19 protein-coding genes and 1 tRNA gene are annotated in these 14,557 nt (G+C 36.2%); 16 read left to right on the plus strand and 4 right to left on the minus strand.

The features are described from left to right. A partial coding sequence (locus ACYQ2C_RS17085; RefSeq protein ID WP_460104360.1) for a hypothetical protein occupies window positions 1–210 on the plus strand: 210 nt, incomplete at its 5' end. 404 nt (window positions 211–614) lie between these two features. Here ACYQ2C_RS17085 and ACYQ2C_RS17090 read toward each other — a convergent pair. Then, the gene (locus ACYQ2C_RS17090; protein ID WP_460104361.1) at window positions 615–794 is read right to left on the minus strand and encodes a hypothetical protein; all 180 of its coding nucleotides are present in this window, start codon (window positions 792–794) and stop codon (window positions 615–617) included. Between the two features lie 586 nt (window positions 795–1,380). Between ACYQ2C_RS17090 and ACYQ2C_RS17095 the strand changes: the two genes are divergently transcribed. The 4 genes from ACYQ2C_RS17095 (at window position 1,381) to ACYQ2C_RS17110 (ending at window position 3,734) form a co-directional block, all read left to right on the plus strand. Continuing rightward, a complete protein-coding gene (locus ACYQ2C_RS17095; protein WP_460104362.1) occupies window positions 1,381–1,998 on the plus strand; it encodes a BRCT domain-containing protein in 618 nt (205 codons plus the stop codon). Window positions 1,999–2,006: 8 nt separating this feature from the next. Then, entirely contained in the window at window positions 2,007–2,705 is a 699-nt protein-coding gene (locus ACYQ2C_RS17100) for an ion transporter (protein ID WP_460104363.1), read from the plus strand. A gap of 114 nt (window positions 2,706–2,819) precedes the next feature. Further along, window positions 2,820–3,161: a type II toxin-antitoxin system Phd/YefM family antitoxin gene (locus ACYQ2C_RS17105; protein WP_460104364.1), complete on the plus strand. Its 342-nt coding sequence runs from the start codon at window positions 2,820–2,822 to the stop codon at window positions 3,159–3,161. Window positions 3,162–3,395: 234 nt separating this feature from the next. Continuing rightward, entirely contained in the window at window positions 3,396–3,734 is a 339-nt protein-coding gene (locus tag ACYQ2C_RS17110) for a type II toxin-antitoxin system YafO family toxin (RefSeq protein WP_460052165.1), read from the plus strand. Window positions 3,735–3,930: 196 nt separating this feature from the next. On the opposite strand, the gene ACYQ2C_RS17115 is transcribed toward ACYQ2C_RS17110, so the two are convergent. The 3 genes from ACYQ2C_RS17115 to ACYQ2C_RS17125 form a co-directional block, all read right to left on the minus strand. Then, window positions 3,931–4,006, minus strand: a tRNA-Ala gene (locus ACYQ2C_RS17115). A 191-nt stretch (window positions 4,007–4,197) separates the two neighbouring features. After that, complete coding sequence (locus ACYQ2C_RS17120; RefSeq protein WP_460104367.1) at window positions 4,198–5,202, minus strand: hypothetical protein; 1,005 nt, start codon at window positions 5,200–5,202, stop codon at window positions 4,198–4,200. Window positions 5,203–5,215: 13 nt separating this feature from the next. Further along, window positions 5,216–6,004 (minus strand): glycoside hydrolase family 25 protein, encoded by a 789-nt coding sequence (locus ACYQ2C_RS17125; RefSeq protein ID WP_460104368.1) that lies wholly within the window; start codon window positions 6,002–6,004, stop codon window positions 5,216–5,218. A gap of 94 nt (window positions 6,005–6,098) precedes the next feature. Here ACYQ2C_RS17125 and ACYQ2C_RS17130 point away from each other — a divergent pair, with 94 nt between their 5' ends. From ACYQ2C_RS17130 to ACYQ2C_RS17180, 11 genes are all read left to right on the plus strand, one after another. Then, window positions 6,099–7,748: a helix-turn-helix domain-containing protein gene (locus ACYQ2C_RS17130; RefSeq protein ID WP_460104370.1), complete on the plus strand. Its 1,650-nt coding sequence runs from the start codon at window positions 6,099–6,101 to the stop codon at window positions 7,746–7,748. 141 nt (window positions 7,749–7,889) lie between these two features. Continuing rightward, entirely contained in the window at window positions 7,890–8,177 is a 288-nt protein-coding gene (locus ACYQ2C_RS17135) for a RebB family R body protein (RefSeq protein ID WP_460052092.1), read from the plus strand. A 20-nt stretch (window positions 8,178–8,197) separates the two neighbouring features. Next, window positions 8,198–8,464 (plus strand): RebB family R body protein, encoded by a 267-nt coding sequence (locus ACYQ2C_RS17140; RefSeq protein WP_460052091.1) that lies wholly within the window; start codon window positions 8,198–8,200, stop codon window positions 8,462–8,464. A 25-nt stretch (window positions 8,465–8,489) separates the two neighbouring features. After that, complete coding sequence (locus tag ACYQ2C_RS17145) at window positions 8,490–8,756, plus strand: RebB family R body protein (protein WP_460052089.1); 267 nt, start codon at window positions 8,490–8,492, stop codon at window positions 8,754–8,756. 59 nt (window positions 8,757–8,815) lie between these two features. Next, on the plus strand, window positions 8,816–9,085 hold the full coding sequence (locus ACYQ2C_RS17150) for a RebB family R body protein (RefSeq protein ID WP_460052088.1): 270 nt from the start codon (window positions 8,816–8,818) through the stop codon (window positions 9,083–9,085). Between the two features lie 53 nt (window positions 9,086–9,138). Continuing rightward, window positions 9,139–9,348 (plus strand): RebB family R body protein, encoded by a 210-nt coding sequence (locus ACYQ2C_RS17155; RefSeq protein ID WP_460104372.1) that lies wholly within the window; start codon window positions 9,139–9,141, stop codon window positions 9,346–9,348. A gap of 40 nt (window positions 9,349–9,388) precedes the next feature. Beyond that, the gene (locus ACYQ2C_RS17160) at window positions 9,389–9,943 is read left to right on the plus strand and encodes a RebB family R body protein (RefSeq protein WP_460104374.1); all 555 of its coding nucleotides are present in this window, start codon (window positions 9,389–9,391) and stop codon (window positions 9,941–9,943) included. Between the two features lie 272 nt (window positions 9,944–10,215). Further along, window positions 10,216–10,563, plus strand: a complete 348-nt coding sequence (locus tag ACYQ2C_RS17165; RefSeq protein WP_460104375.1) for a hypothetical protein — start codon at window positions 10,216–10,218, stop codon at window positions 10,561–10,563. 24 nt (window positions 10,564–10,587) lie between these two features. Then, complete coding sequence (locus tag ACYQ2C_RS17170) at window positions 10,588–11,670, plus strand: hypothetical protein (RefSeq protein ID WP_460104376.1); 1,083 nt, start codon at window positions 10,588–10,590, stop codon at window positions 11,668–11,670. 128 nt (window positions 11,671–11,798) lie between these two features. After that, the gene (locus ACYQ2C_RS17175; RefSeq protein WP_460104378.1) at window positions 11,799–12,518 is read left to right on the plus strand and encodes a hypothetical protein; all 720 of its coding nucleotides are present in this window, start codon (window positions 11,799–11,801) and stop codon (window positions 12,516–12,518) included. A gap of 455 nt (window positions 12,519–12,973) precedes the next feature. Beyond that, window positions 12,974–14,485, plus strand: a complete 1,512-nt coding sequence (locus tag ACYQ2C_RS17180; RefSeq protein ID WP_460104379.1) for an HNH endonuclease — start codon at window positions 12,974–12,976, stop codon at window positions 14,483–14,485. Window positions 14,486–14,557 lie beyond the last annotated feature (72 nt).

Below are 14,557 nucleotides of genomic sequence, written 5' to 3' on the forward strand. Positions count from 1 at the left end.
TTGTTGTTTCATGATCAAACCGTTTTATTTACAGACGAGATATTATGGCAGATCTCGGAGGTTAATCAGAGGTTCCTTAAGTTTGCTCCGCTCGAACAAGAATACTTTCTATGGGAATCTCTGATTAACTCATTCATGATTGAATCGAGTGGAGAAATTGAAAATGCGATTTCAAGTTTCTTGCCAATATTAATTGCTTACACTTCTTGAGGTTGGCTACACATTCTTTTTTCAATGGAAACTCTAGGTTAATCAGAATTTCCTGTATTCATTTATCTATTTTGGTGCTGTGATTGTTGCCATTGTGTGCCCAGGTTTTAGCTCGTAATTTTACATGTTTGATATTGAGTTCGAGCGTAAGGTGTAATCAGTGCTAATCGGTTTTGATGACAATAGCAATAAATTAAAGAGTGTTTTTTTAATCTGAATCTATTCCATTGATGCAGTGGGCTTTTAGCTATACGGATTGTCTATGATAAATTGCGAATTAAGAAATTAAGAAGGAAGTTTGTAGAAGTTAGACAAGCTTCGCGAGCCTATCGACGAAGCTTTTAACTGTCACGAAAGCGAAGGTTTGATATTGAAGAATTTTTGCGAAACTAAAAAGAAATTTATTAATCTTTTTTAGGCCTTATTGAACCTCTTGCATTTTCTGCCAGAGCTTCTTGGTAAGCGTCATCTCCAATTCTTTTTCGTCCATCTTCCGTTTCGAACTCTTGCGCTAGCATCTCAAACTGAAGCTCTGCCAAATCAATCTCATCGTTGTTAAAATCGTCATCTTTAGCGTTTGTCATATTGTTCACACAATTTCAGAAAATTAGGAAATTTTAACAAAATAAAGGAGCTTAATATCCACCTTTTGGTAATCTACTATGCCCTGGCCGGGTCCTAGGTCGTGGTGTTTTTTCGTAAGCATCGTATCGGTAATCAAAAAAAACATCGTCAAATTAGCCTTTTAAATACCTAATGATTTTATCGGTGTATTCACATTCTTTGGACGCTCTTTCTATGTTTGCTTGATTATACCGCAAGTTTTGCATCAGCTCTCTAAATAACGACGTACTAAACTACAATCAGAATGATACTTGCGCATAAAAAAAGTAAATAACATCAAGTTTGATGGTCATCTTGAGCCTGTCTGATGCTAAGGTTTTCAATCCCTAAGTGAGATCAGCGAGTGCATTGTATCTGGCCAAAAAACGAATAAAACGCCAATTAAGGCTTAAGCCGCAAAGTGGTTACTCCTATTCCAATTTATTCTAATTAAATAGTGGTGTTTGACGCCAAACCCCGCAATTAAAGCAGGCTTAATGAGGAGGCGCTGTAACAGAAATTTAATTATTCTTCATGAATACTTTGGCGTTTTTAGGAGTTTATATTGTGGATTTTGATTTGTTTTTAAAATTTAATAGAAAAAATGTACAAGACCGACAAGTTGATACACTTATTGGTATTAGCAAAGGGCTGGTTGCAGACGGAAAGTTAAATCAACAAGAAGTCGAATTTCTGCAAACATGGCTAACACAAAGTCAATCTCAAAACGAAAATCCAATAATTATAAATCTTCTTGATAAGGTGAATCAGATTCTTGAGGATGGAGTAGTTGATAAAGAGGAGAGCGATGAATTATTTAAAATATTAAAATCTTTTTCTGGAGAGAATGCAGTTGTTGGTGAGGTTGCAAAAACCACTAATTTACCTTTAAACATTCCAGAACCAAAAATTATTTTTAGAAATAATAATTTTCTATTTACGGGTACTTGTGCTTTTGGAACGAGAAAAATTTGCCAAGAAGAAATTGAGCGCCTGGGTGGGGTTAATGCAAACAGTGTTACTAAACAGTTAAATTACTTAATCCTTGGAACCTATGTAACAGACTCATGGGTGCATGAAACCTTTGGGCGAAAAATTGAAAAGGCCGTGGAATATCGAGATTCGGGTGTACCTCTTGTTATTGTTACTGAAGCACACTGGTTAAAAGAAGCAGGTCTTAGTTGAGTTTAAATATGTTGTGTTCAGTTAAGCGTATTTTAGAGTTTCCAGAATATGGATTAGGGAGAGTTTTTGCTTTACTTATTCAAGCATTAATTATTATTTCGTTAATCACGTTTTCTGTTGATACTTTGCCGGATCTTTCTGCGTCTACGAAGTCGATTTTACAGCGAATCGAACTGATGACAGTTATTATCTTCACAATAGAATATCTTTTAAGACTGATAACTGCTGAGCGAAAACTACGATTTGTTTTTAGTTTTTATGGTTTGATTGATCTACTTGCCATCGTGCCGTTTTACCTTCCCACAGGTTTAGATTTAAGAGCTGTTCGAATTTTTAGACTGTTTCGACTAATTCGTATACTAAAACTACTGCGTTACAACCAAGCCGTGAATCACTTTTCAGTTGCGTTAAAGTCCATCAAAGAAGAACTGATTTTATTTGGGATTGTTGCGGCAATAATGCTGTACCTGTCTGCGGTAGGCATTTATTACTTTGAGCATGAAGCACAACCGGAAGCCTTCCAGTCGGTATTTCATAGCCTGTGGTGGGCTGTAACCACGCTCACAACTGTGGGTTATGGCGATATGTATCCAATCACATTGGGCGGTAGAGTATTCACTTTTTTTGTATTAATGATTGGACTTGGACTAGTTGCAGTTCCTACGGGTTTGTTAGCTTCGGCGATGACTAGAGAAAGGCAATCTTAAAAACTGGTCTAAGATATTTTTTGAACGAGGAAAAAAATAGCGTTAAACATTATTTATATAAAATCATCATAAACAATTAGACACTCACTGCTAACCCAGACATTGGATTGAATAATGATGAAAAAACGTGATTACGATTACGCTCAGAAGGTTATCACTGTTGATCAATTGAAAAGCTGGCCAAGTGAATTTTTCGGGGAGGTGAACGACACTGCCAATGAGGTAGTAGCCGTTAATGAGAAAGAAAAAACGGCTTTTTATATGGTTCCGGTTGATTTGTTTGAAGACATGGTCGATCTGTGTGAATACGCTCAGAGAAGCACTTTAGTGATGAAATCTGAAGTGGTAAACATGCCGGGCGACGCTATGGATATGAACGCGCTCTCTGACAGAATTGCTAAGTCTTTAAAAAATATAACTGCAAATGACAAGGATGACTTTGAGGAATGGACCTAAAAAAGAAGTTAGTTATTAACACCAAAGACAAGTCTCTTTCAGATATTTATGAATACGAATCCGTAAAAAAATAAGATAACTAAACAACGCAATATTGATCATACGCATTTAGAAAAAACTTTTAAGAAGCTGATTCAATCACTTAAAAACGGAAAGGATTCTGAGTTGTGGTAAAAATATTTGTCCACTCTAAATTACGCAACGCTATGGATAAAGACAAATTAGCGTTTTTGGTTGAAAGCTTTAGAAACTATAAAGAAGGTAAAACGCTGCCCTCAATTTTTTGTACGCGATGCACCTTGCAATCACACACATAATCGACAATATGTTGAGCTTCAACACATTCATTTTCATGGAAGTGATTTTTCTTTAAAAATGATGCAGTTCAGCCGAACCCGTAAAGTTATGCTCGTATATTGCCCCGGCTTTTTTAACGCAAAACATTATCTTCTTGTCGCAATTATTAATCACTGGAACCACAATCAACCCGAAGTTATTGAAGATACAGACCCAGACAAAAATATAATGGACAAATTAGAAGAAATTGCAGAAGGGTTTAGACAGAAGTTTTGAGTGAGCCTATCGCTTGCTCAAAGATTTGTTGTGTAGTGAGCGTTGAATCTGGACTATTAAGACCTTCGTCAGTATATCGGAACTATACAACCGCACATCGGATGAGGTTTTGTCGCTTAAATTGCCATCAAAGAAGCACATTTAGAGTAAACAGGCTTGTAAATCAGAAGTTATGAACGTAAGTCATTGATTTAATTGGTGGAGCCTAGCGGGATCGAACCGCTGACCTCAACACTGCCAGTGTTGCGCTCTCCCAGCTGAGCTAAGGCCCCAAAAGAGGAATTCAAGAGTCGTATCTCGAACAGGCGCGCATTCTATCATTCGGTGCTCAGCTGTCAATGGTATTGGTGAAAGTTTTCGAGATATCAGAAGATTCAATACAGCTACGGCGGTATATCGTCGATGTTTGCCGAAAATCAGAGCAAATAATGCCCATGTTGGATGATTTCTAATTGATCCATCCTCAAGATGTGGTGTGCTGCAAAGTATTTGTTGCCTCATTTAAAAACAGCTTTGAATATATTGATCGAAAATACAAAATCATCGTAATAATTAATGTAAACGGTATTACGAACACTGAGAGCAGTTCGTAGAGTAAATGCTTGTACCAGTTTGAATAAAAATGCCTCAAATATTTATCAAAGTTTACATGTATAATTTCAAATTTTTTAAGCAGTGATTTGGCTTGTTTCTCTCTAAAATTCGTATGCTTCTCTTCTAAACTGGTTTTCGACTTTTTATTATCAATAGAATCTTCTGATGTTTTCTCTTGAAAATTATTTTGAGTGATGGCCGTAATTTGCTTATGCAGGTTATTTAAGTTGTTTAACTGCTTATCAGTGTAAGTGGTTGTAATGGTATGAGAAAAAAATGCAGCAATGTGTATTGAATAGGGTATTATTAGATGTATGTTAATGAATAATATGGAAAGCCAATAGGTTAATTTTTTAGAAAACGTAAAAAGAAAAGATTTCTTCCAATAGGATAATATAAAAAAAGACAAGAATATTATTAATAAGATGTTGAGAATAAATGTTGTTGAATCATGCGTTATTGCCAAGATAAGTTGTAAGACCGAAACCGCAATTAATAGATACTCTGCGTGATTTCTAGCCTGCGATGTTTGATCTGCGAGTGCAGTTATTTCTTTACCGATAGTAATTTGTGTATCAACTAAAAAGTTTATACCGAATTCGGCACTTTCTAAAGCTTTGTATAGGCCCTCGATTCCAGAGAGAAAGAATATTGTTTTGGTAATTCGCTCTTCTGAAGTAAACAAATAGGCGTTGTTTTCTCTAAATAATGTGTCATTTACTAGAGATTCAGAAATGGCTTCGGAGTCAAGAAAATTAAATGCAGCAATGAAAGATGTTAAAGCGATTATTATGCACATTTTAATCGTGATAAATTTTTTTATGTTGGTGAAATTTTTGATGAAGTTGATGGTGAGCTTATTGAGTGATTTCATGGTTTGTTATTCTCTAATGTGAGCAAAAAATATTATTTTTTAACATGCTCTTTTCATTAAAAGTGTCGTGATCCACAGAGTTTTGAATACCCTGAAGTTTAAAGCTTTGTGAGTTTTGCCAGAGTAGCCAGTCGTCCACATTCTGTGGCAGGGTGATCTCCTTTGCATAGTCAGATATCCATAAATAATATTCAGTAAAATCCGCGTTAAGATATTCATTCCAAAAATATCGATTTGTATAAATTATCGGTTTGCATTGAGTTTCTTTTTCTATTTTTTCCAGCCAAGCTTTTAGTCGTGTTTGAATTTCTGTTGAACTAACATCACCAGTGATTTCGATATCTACCACTGGTGGAAGCTTATGGTTTGTACCGGTTTTTTCTAAATAGAAGTTGGCTTGGTGAATAGGGTCAATGTCGGGTTCGAAAAAATGATAACTGCCAAACGGTATGTTCAATTGTTCAAGTTCAGATTTGTGCTGCTGATAAGTAGGGTCTATAAAATTATTTCCCTGGGTAGATTTTAAAAATACAAAATCTATTTTTTGTTCTATAACTTCGGTCCAATTAATTTCTCCTTGAAAATGAGAAACATCAATCCCGTTATTTAAAGCAGGTTCTTTTTGTATGGGTGCGGATTTATTTTTATAGTTAATTAAGTTTGATCTGGTTGTGTTGTCGTTGAAATACAATGTGTGCAAGTTGGGTCTTAAGATCGATATTATGCCAACAAAAATCACCATTGTTAAAATTTTCGTCTCGTTTTGAGATTTTGGCTTTTCGCTATTATTCGAATTATTCATTTTATTTAACTAATTACATGTTGAAATGAGCTGTAATTTTTATCGTCTTATTTTGGTGGTAATGTTTGGTCATTCTTTATTTAGGGTTTCTATTATGAAAATAATAAATAAGTCAGCTGAAAGTTCTCAGTTGTATGAAGTAGAGCGTTTTGTAAATAAAGTCGATGTGTTTTTTAGTTGTGTGCATGACCTATTTTTTGAGTTTAATAACTATTTTAAAGGTATAAAAATAGCATTTTTAAATCTTAAGCTTCTTCAGGGTAAGGAATTATGTTTAACCGAGACAGACTTAAACGAGGCCCTAACCATTGAGAATGCTAACTTGAAAAATATAGGTGTTACTTGTCAGAAGCGGGAGGGTAAAATCATTTTCTCGTCAGTGCCAAGTAAATTATTGTGTCAAGTAGATGCAAAACAGTTACAAATTCACACAGGTTCTCTTGAGTTGGCTGGTAACATTTTTGGTGAAGTAGAGGTAATGCTTATCAAAAATGATGCTTATCATGATTTGAGTTTGCCCATTTTTTTTCGAATTGCAACTGATAAATTTGCAAAATTGTCTATTACAGCTGGAATGAAAAATGCCCTAAATTTTTCTTGGTACGGACAAAGTCTGTCGATAAATGAGGTACTGGTACAATGTGAGCAGGCCTCGCTATTACATTCTCCAACAGCCATTGTTGGAGCTTCTGGTAGTGGTAAGGTATTGGCTGCTTATAGTGTTCACTGTTTTAAAGTAGGTGTTTACTCACCTTTTATCATTCTGGATTGCTCTAAGGTTGATCTTGGTATATTTCGAGAAACTCTTACTAGGTCTATTATTTTAGCAGTGGGTGGGAGTCTATATTTAAAAAAATTATCAGATTTAACTAAAGAGTCATTGAACTACTTAATCGATGTTGTAAGAGAAATGTTTCGGGCAGAGTCGGCTCGGCATGAAAACGTAAACATTATTCTGAGTATAAATTCACTGTTTTCATGTTTGGATGAGGAGGTGAAATCTCTAATTAATCATCTTATGTTCTACTGCTATCAAGTAAATATGCCGAGTTTGAATGAGCGGTGGCTGGATGTTCCTTATGTTATTAAAGCGTACAAAGAAAATAACCGTATAAATTCTGATTTTGCAATTGCCAATGAAGCTTGGTCGGTGTTATCGGACTACTCGTGGGATGGAAACTTCTCTCAATTTGAAGCATTTCTTGTAAAATGTGATTACTTACGTACATCTGGCAGTATTGATTTGGTCTTTTTATCGGAGCATTTTCCACAAATTACCGATTTTATTCGTAGTCTTAATCATAAGCATGCTTTAGAGGAGTCTGCTTTGGATATCTCCGAAGAAATCCCAGTCGTTAATTTAGTCTTACAGAAGCCTAAACAATTTCATCCAGCCTTGTTAAGGGCTTGCGAATATATTTCTAAAAACTACAACCTTTCTTTTAATATGATGGATTTGTCACAAAACTGTTTGGTGAGCTCGTCTCATCTTTCAGCAATTTTAAAAAAAGATTTAGGTTCTTCTTTTAAGCAATTGCTTAATGAGTATCGAATTTATATGGCGAAAAATCTAATTGAGGAAAATCCTAGTTGTCAAATAACTGTTGTCGCTCAAGACTGTGGCTATACGGATCTTAGTCATTTCGAAAAAACTTTTAAAAAACTGGTTGGAATTAGCCCGGGGTCTTATAGAAGTTTATTTCGAGAAACGCTTTCGACAGAAAAAGGTAATCAGTTCTATTAAGATATCACCAATAATTTCCTAGAAAAAAACCATTTATCCATAAGTTAGCCCACTAGAATTTTCGCATAATGTTTTATAGTTCATCTTGCTTATCAAATGATACAAGGCTAGGTAATCTATCAATCAACGGGAGAAAAATAGATGGCTTTTCCGACTTCAGTAAACGATCAAATTACAGATTCAGTCACACAGGCAAACGTAAAAGTTCTTGGTGATGCTCCGGCGTTATCTATGGGAAACCTATTTCAAGCCACTGCTCAAGCTCTAGGTAACGCGGCGCACAATGCGACAACCGCACAGCAACAAACCGCGGTTGCGGCGCAGGCTGCTACTACCATGGGTGTGGCAACTTTATATTCACTGGACACGGCGTCAGCTGGTAAGGCTACTCAAGAAATTCTTTCGTCCAAAGTAAAAGGGTTGGGCTAGCTCTATATAGGTAATTAATTATGGCTTTTCCTACATCTGTTAATAGCCAAATTACCGATGCAGTTACGCAAGAAAATCTCGTTGTTCTAGGTGATGCTCCGGCTGTTGCAATGGGTAATTTATATCAAGCTACCGCTCAAGCGTTAGCTAATGCTGCTCATAATGCAACGATCGCTCAGCAACAAACGAATATTACTGCACAAGCGGTAACTACCATGGGAGTAGCGCTGTTGTATTCGTTAGATACAGCTTCAACTGCGAAAGCAACACAAGCTATTCTTTCATAATTAATATCATTTGGAGATTTAAATCATGGCATATCCAACTTCTGTTAACAGCCAAATTACAGACTCAGTTTCGCAGGTAAATACTAAGGTTCTCGGGGATGCGCCGGCGATGGCATCTGGTAATTTGATGATGGCCACAAGTCAAGCGTTATCTAACGCCGCTCATAACGCAACAACAAATCAACAGAACGCGACCATTACTGCGCAAGCTGCGATGACGCAAGGTATTTCAACGTTGTATTCCGTCGATACAGCATCTAGCGGTGTTGCTACTCGCGAAATCTTTCAATAATTAATTTGGTGTTTAAATACTCCAATTAATTTCATATCTTTTAAATAAAGGAATAGGTTATGGCTTTTCCAACTTCGGTTAACAGTCAAATTACCGATTCGGTAACACAGGCTAATGTTAAGGTTCTGGGCGACGCTCCCGCAATAGCAATGGGAAATTTGTTTCAGGCAACGGCACAAGCGCTTGCTAACGCAGCTCATAATGCAACTACGGCACAACAGCAAACTAATGTTACAGCACAAGCGGCAACCACTATGGGCGTTGCTACGTTGTATTCCATTGACACTGCGTCTACGGGTAAGGCAACTAGCGCAATATTGGGCGCTTAGTGCATTCGCGCCAGATCTAATTGATTTGGCGCATTTTAAAAGGGCGTGATTATATGCTAATAAATAATTTAATTAACGTATCGTTATCTGCGCCAGCATCTTTGGGTTTAACATACTTGGCAATGTCGGAATCAATTTCTATTTTAATGGAAAATGCGGTCAGTGCCGAACGTGATTCGCAGATTGTTCAAAATGCCGCGGTAACACAGTGTTGTGCTTTAATGATATCCGCAGGCGCTGCTTTTGCCGCTCATTCAGGATAATACTGTTAACCAAAACCATCAACAAATACTGAGATAAATAATGGACAATTCTAGCTCTGTTAATGATCAAGTTACCGATGCAATTAGTCAATTAAATACACTCTTAATTTCTAGTTCTGCTCCACAATCATTGGCATTGTTAGATGTAGCTGGTGCTGAAAGTATGGGCATGGCGATGCATAATGCTGTTTCTAATCAGCATAATGCGCAAATTTCATCGGGTGCAGCAATTACATCGGTTTGCGCAAAAATGTTACAAATTCCTAGCGAGCCCTTTAAACCTAAAGCACCTGATTCTTCAGAGGATCGAGTTATTCCGCCTTTTTTACCTTTAGATAATGAGCCAACCAAATCAGCAACGGGTAATTTGGTTAATAAGGTAGAAACCCTGGTTAAAGACGCAGAAAGTATTAATCCAGATGATTTACACAAGGTAAATAGCTTGATTGCTGAGTTGCAAAATATTTTGAGTATGAATAATTCGAATAATACTGCATCTCAAAACTCAGAACAAAAAACAACAAATACTACCGACGATAATGCGAATGCTACGGTTCCAGAAGCCAATGTAGAGGCGCCTACCGAAAAAAAGTAACAAGTGATTGGGTGCGGTCTTTGTTTAGTCGTTTGGATGTCAGCTAAGCAAATACATTTGCAACGCGGTCTTTTTTCAATTTTAGATATTTTGTAAGTAATTTTACGTTTAATTGAGTTATTCACGATTGCTTGTTTGTCGAATGTATAACTGTTTATAGGTTTTTTTTCTGAATTTTTTGTATTTATTTTGTTGATTGGCGTTTGTTTTGGCTCGAACTTCTTATGAAGTTGTTCAGGGTAATTTTATTAATTTATGATGGAGTTAGTCTTATGGGTAATTTAAATCCACAAATTTTGAGTTCTGTTGAGGCAATGCAACAGGCAACTATGACATCTTCGGTAATAAAACAAAGTGGGGCCGGTAAAGCGTACCAGTCAATATCTCAATCCACGGCAATAGCGGTTCAAGATGCGGCAGATAACTTGCGTAATATCAGTAATATGGGCGCCGTTGCAATGGGTGTTGCGATGTCACAAATGCTAGCAACTGGAGATGTGAAAACCTTTTCGCCAATTATAGAACAAGCTAATACGATGATTTCTAACAGTGCAGCTAATTTTACTGCGATTGGTCAAGGAGCGAGTGCGATATTAAAGGATTTTAGTGTAGGGGATTAATGTTCTTTCTTTAGAGTGATAATAATGACTATTTTGATTGCCGGTAACTCAATTAATTCGTTGCCTTCTTTGAGTTTACATGGTCAAAAACTTACGGAATACGATGGGTCGATTAAGTACTGGTTGACCAATAACATCTCCGGTTCTGAATATTATTCATTTGAATCAGAAAGTCAGATGTTTTCATTGCTGTTTTATAATTTGTTGTCTACGCCATTTTTTTACCAAAAAAAATACGATGTAATATTATCTGTTGATAAGTTTTACGACATTGATGAGGCAGCTTTAATTGCTCTTGAGCGTGAAGCCACTGCAACTAAAAGCGTTTCTTCCGATTCAGAGCAAGATGGTGCGGGTAAGCCTGAGCTAAAATCAAACAGCTTTGAATTGGATTACAATCTTATCACGCTCACACAACTGGATGAACTTTCTCATTGGTTGGAGAGTTATAATTTTAATAATCTTGAGTTTTTGAGTTATTTGTCGGTAGAGAATAAAGAGACATTAATTTTTTGGGTTGATTTCACAACCAATTTCTCTTGCTTGTCTGATGAAAAAATTATGAGTTGGCTACAAAAAAATAGTAGAAGTACGCAGCAGTTTTGCTACAACTTGCTTTCCATTCACTTTCTAAACGAAATATATTTAAAAACTCCTAATAATACGGATACTGAAAATAATAATTCTGAGACCTTGTTGAGCCTGAAGAAGTCTCTAGATAAAAACCTCATCAACTCTCTGTTTTCTATGCTTGCATCTCCAGCGGTGGTTTCTGCTCCTGACCAAACACAGTTGCAGCAAATACTGGTGACTTGGTTTCGTGATCAACAATGGATTGGGTTTGATACAATTTATGATGCAGCATTGGTAATGTTGAATAAAATAGGCGTTCATAAGTTACTCGATGATGATGCCGATCTGTACATAAAAGATCAAATGGGACAAATAAGAACGTTGTTGACGAATACCGATGCCGTTAAAGCGCTCAAAGCACAATTTGTTGATGCATGGGATTATTATTATCATTTTGATAATAAGGAGTTGGTTGTACGATATTTTAATCAAAGTTTGTTCGTTAAGTCTTGGCAGCAGATGTCAGCATTATAAAATTTACTGCTTATCCAGTTTTAGCTTTAATTAAAGCATACGTGTTATTCGCAATATTTTGTTTTTTGCAGTGTGGATTACTGATTTTTATAGATTAATTCTTAAATTATAATTTTAAGGTGATTGTTATGGCAGATGAAGACTCAAAGAAAATAGATTCACCTGATCTTTCGAATAAAGAACCTGTTGATAAGTCTGTCGCATCACAATTAAATTCTGAGCCCACCGGTGCAGACCAGCCAGTTTCTTTCTCTAAAGAGCAATTAATGCAGGAAATGTCGAGCTTAAGTATTCCAAATCAATATGATCAAATTTTAAAGCAAATTGAGCAAGGCATTCAAAACTCAGAAAAGGTTATGGCCGAAAACTTAATGAAGTCGGCTCAGCTAATGAATGATGCAAAGAATACTTTAAATGCTGCTAAGTTGGATAATTTTTCCGCCACACCTACTGGTGCCAACACAACACCGAATGAAACCATGCAATCAGCTTTTCAGTCTATTGCTAGCAGTCAACAGCAAATCACCGAAAGTCTTGTAAAAGCCAATGAGCATCTTAACCAGGTCGATTTAGCCAATTTAGCCCCCGATGGCAACCTTGTTGCAAATGCTCACTTAATGATGAATATTAATGAACATATACAAGATGCTGAAAATAATGTTAGTAATTCTGTTTATAATATGAATTCAGTAATAGATTCTCAGTTACAAGAACAACATCAAGAAATTTCAAAAAAACAACAGGTTTTACAGGGCATTTTGAATCAGACACAACCTCAAACCGAGGTAAATTCTAACACGGAGAGTCCTTCTGCTGAATCCGTAGATCCAAATGCTAGCAATACATAGTGTGAACGGGTTGTGAAAATACATCATTAAGACGAATAAAGTGAACAAGAAATTTCAATGATGTATGTACTTTCTTATTAAATCATAAAGTATTTAATCGAAGTTAATTAATCGGTAGTCACTTAATTAATGGATAGTTAATTAATCGGTAGCCACTTAATTAATGGATAGTTAATTAATAGATGATTAATTAATGAATAGTTACTTAGTCAATTCTTGCTTATTCGATTGTGCTTTAATCGGTTATTACTTGATGTTGTACTTGCAGGTTCTGAGAGTGTTTTTCTGGTACTGAATATAGCGCATATTTTTATCGGCATGTTTTCTTTTGCTATTTGTGTGTTGGTTTAAAGGGCGGTGCTTTGAAGTTGGTTTTCATCAGTAAATTAAACGGTACTTTAAACGGATTTTTAATGATTAATAATAACTAATCGCGGATTTATAGGGTGATTCAGATGATGCCCATTTCTTTTTCTGCTCCTGTTCCTAATGCCGATGAGCGTTATAAGGTAAAAATTGCGACCAAGCAACTTAAGAAACTGCTTGATAGAGTCAAAGTAAATACTCTATACAGAACTTTATCACCTTCTGATCGATCTCTATTAACGAAAGAAGGAAACGTTCAAGTATTAGTCGATAATTTGGTGTTTATAACGCAGCGAATCGGTTTGCACGATAAAATTGTAGTTGGTTTTAACGATTTAGCATTCGATAAGTCGCTGTACGCAAGCGAAGCGGTGCGCACCGGTTTTTTTTCGATGAATAAAAATTGTTGTGCTTATTGCGAGAAATATTTTGACGACGAACAGGACGCTGTTGTCGCTCATGTTAAGCCTGTAGCCTTATGCCCTGACACCGAGTTTTTTGCTAATGGACAATATGCCGATCAAGTATACGATTATGAGAATTTAATTTTATTGTGTAATCGTTGCGCGCATTTAAATAGGAAATATTTGTATAAGAACGTATCTAAATATTCTGTTGATGATAGCGGTGTTACCGATAATTTATTAATAAATCCATATCATGATAATCCACGTGATTATATTCGTTTTAATCCGTTGAATGGCCTTGCTTATGCGTGGGATGCCTATATTGATTTTTCTCAATCTCAGTTTGGTAAAGCCATTGATCCTGAATTGATGGATTTGGGTGTAATTCCTACGCCTTTGTATCCTGGATACGATTTCAATAATAATGTAAATCAACTAGATGATATTGATTATTTAAGGTGGGCTCTGGATAAAAACTTGAATAGCTATCGAGGCTATCGAACAATTAACGCTTTAGATTTAAATTGTCCATCACTGGTTGTGGCTCGGCTTATTTATGGGAATCATTTATGGTCGCTGATGGGTAGTTACGGCGCTGATCAAAATACATCTTATGAGAACTCAGATGATGTATTACTTGAGCACTACCAAAGTAAACTTGGTGTGATTCATCAGTTTCGCAGTTTTACAATCGATTTAATCAACCATGTTCAGGGTTTTGATGCGCAGAAATCGTCGCTTAATTTGAATCCCATAAGTTCAAGTACTGGCTCTGAAGATAGTACTTCGACAGTAATAAATACCGAGGTTGAGGAGAAATCATCAACTGCGTTTCCTATAAAAATACCTTATTTTGTTCATTCTTATCAGTTTGAAATTCCTTTTTGGTTACAATCTTTGTTGGTGTATATGGTTATCGAAACGGAGCTGGATATGAAAGGCAAAAGGCGTATCGTAAGCTTAACCGCCAGTGACTATTTGTACGGCGCGCAGGGTGATCATAAGTGCGTATTTTTGGCTATTGATTGGTCGGAAGATATTAATAATGTGATTAAGGTGCGCGACGATAAACATGTGTGGGAAACTTCGTTTAAGGAGCTGGCATTGTCGAGCACTTTAGAAATTTTACAGCTTTTTTCTGGGAATGAAGTTTGGGCCGAGGGCAATTATCTACCTCTGTTAAAGTCTCAATAGAGCCGAAAGCCCATTAATATTTCTGAATTTTTATTTAGGAACCTCTGATTAACTGATCCATGATTTAATCAG

It is taken from the genome of Sessilibacter sp. MAH3 (genome assembly GCF_054658275.1).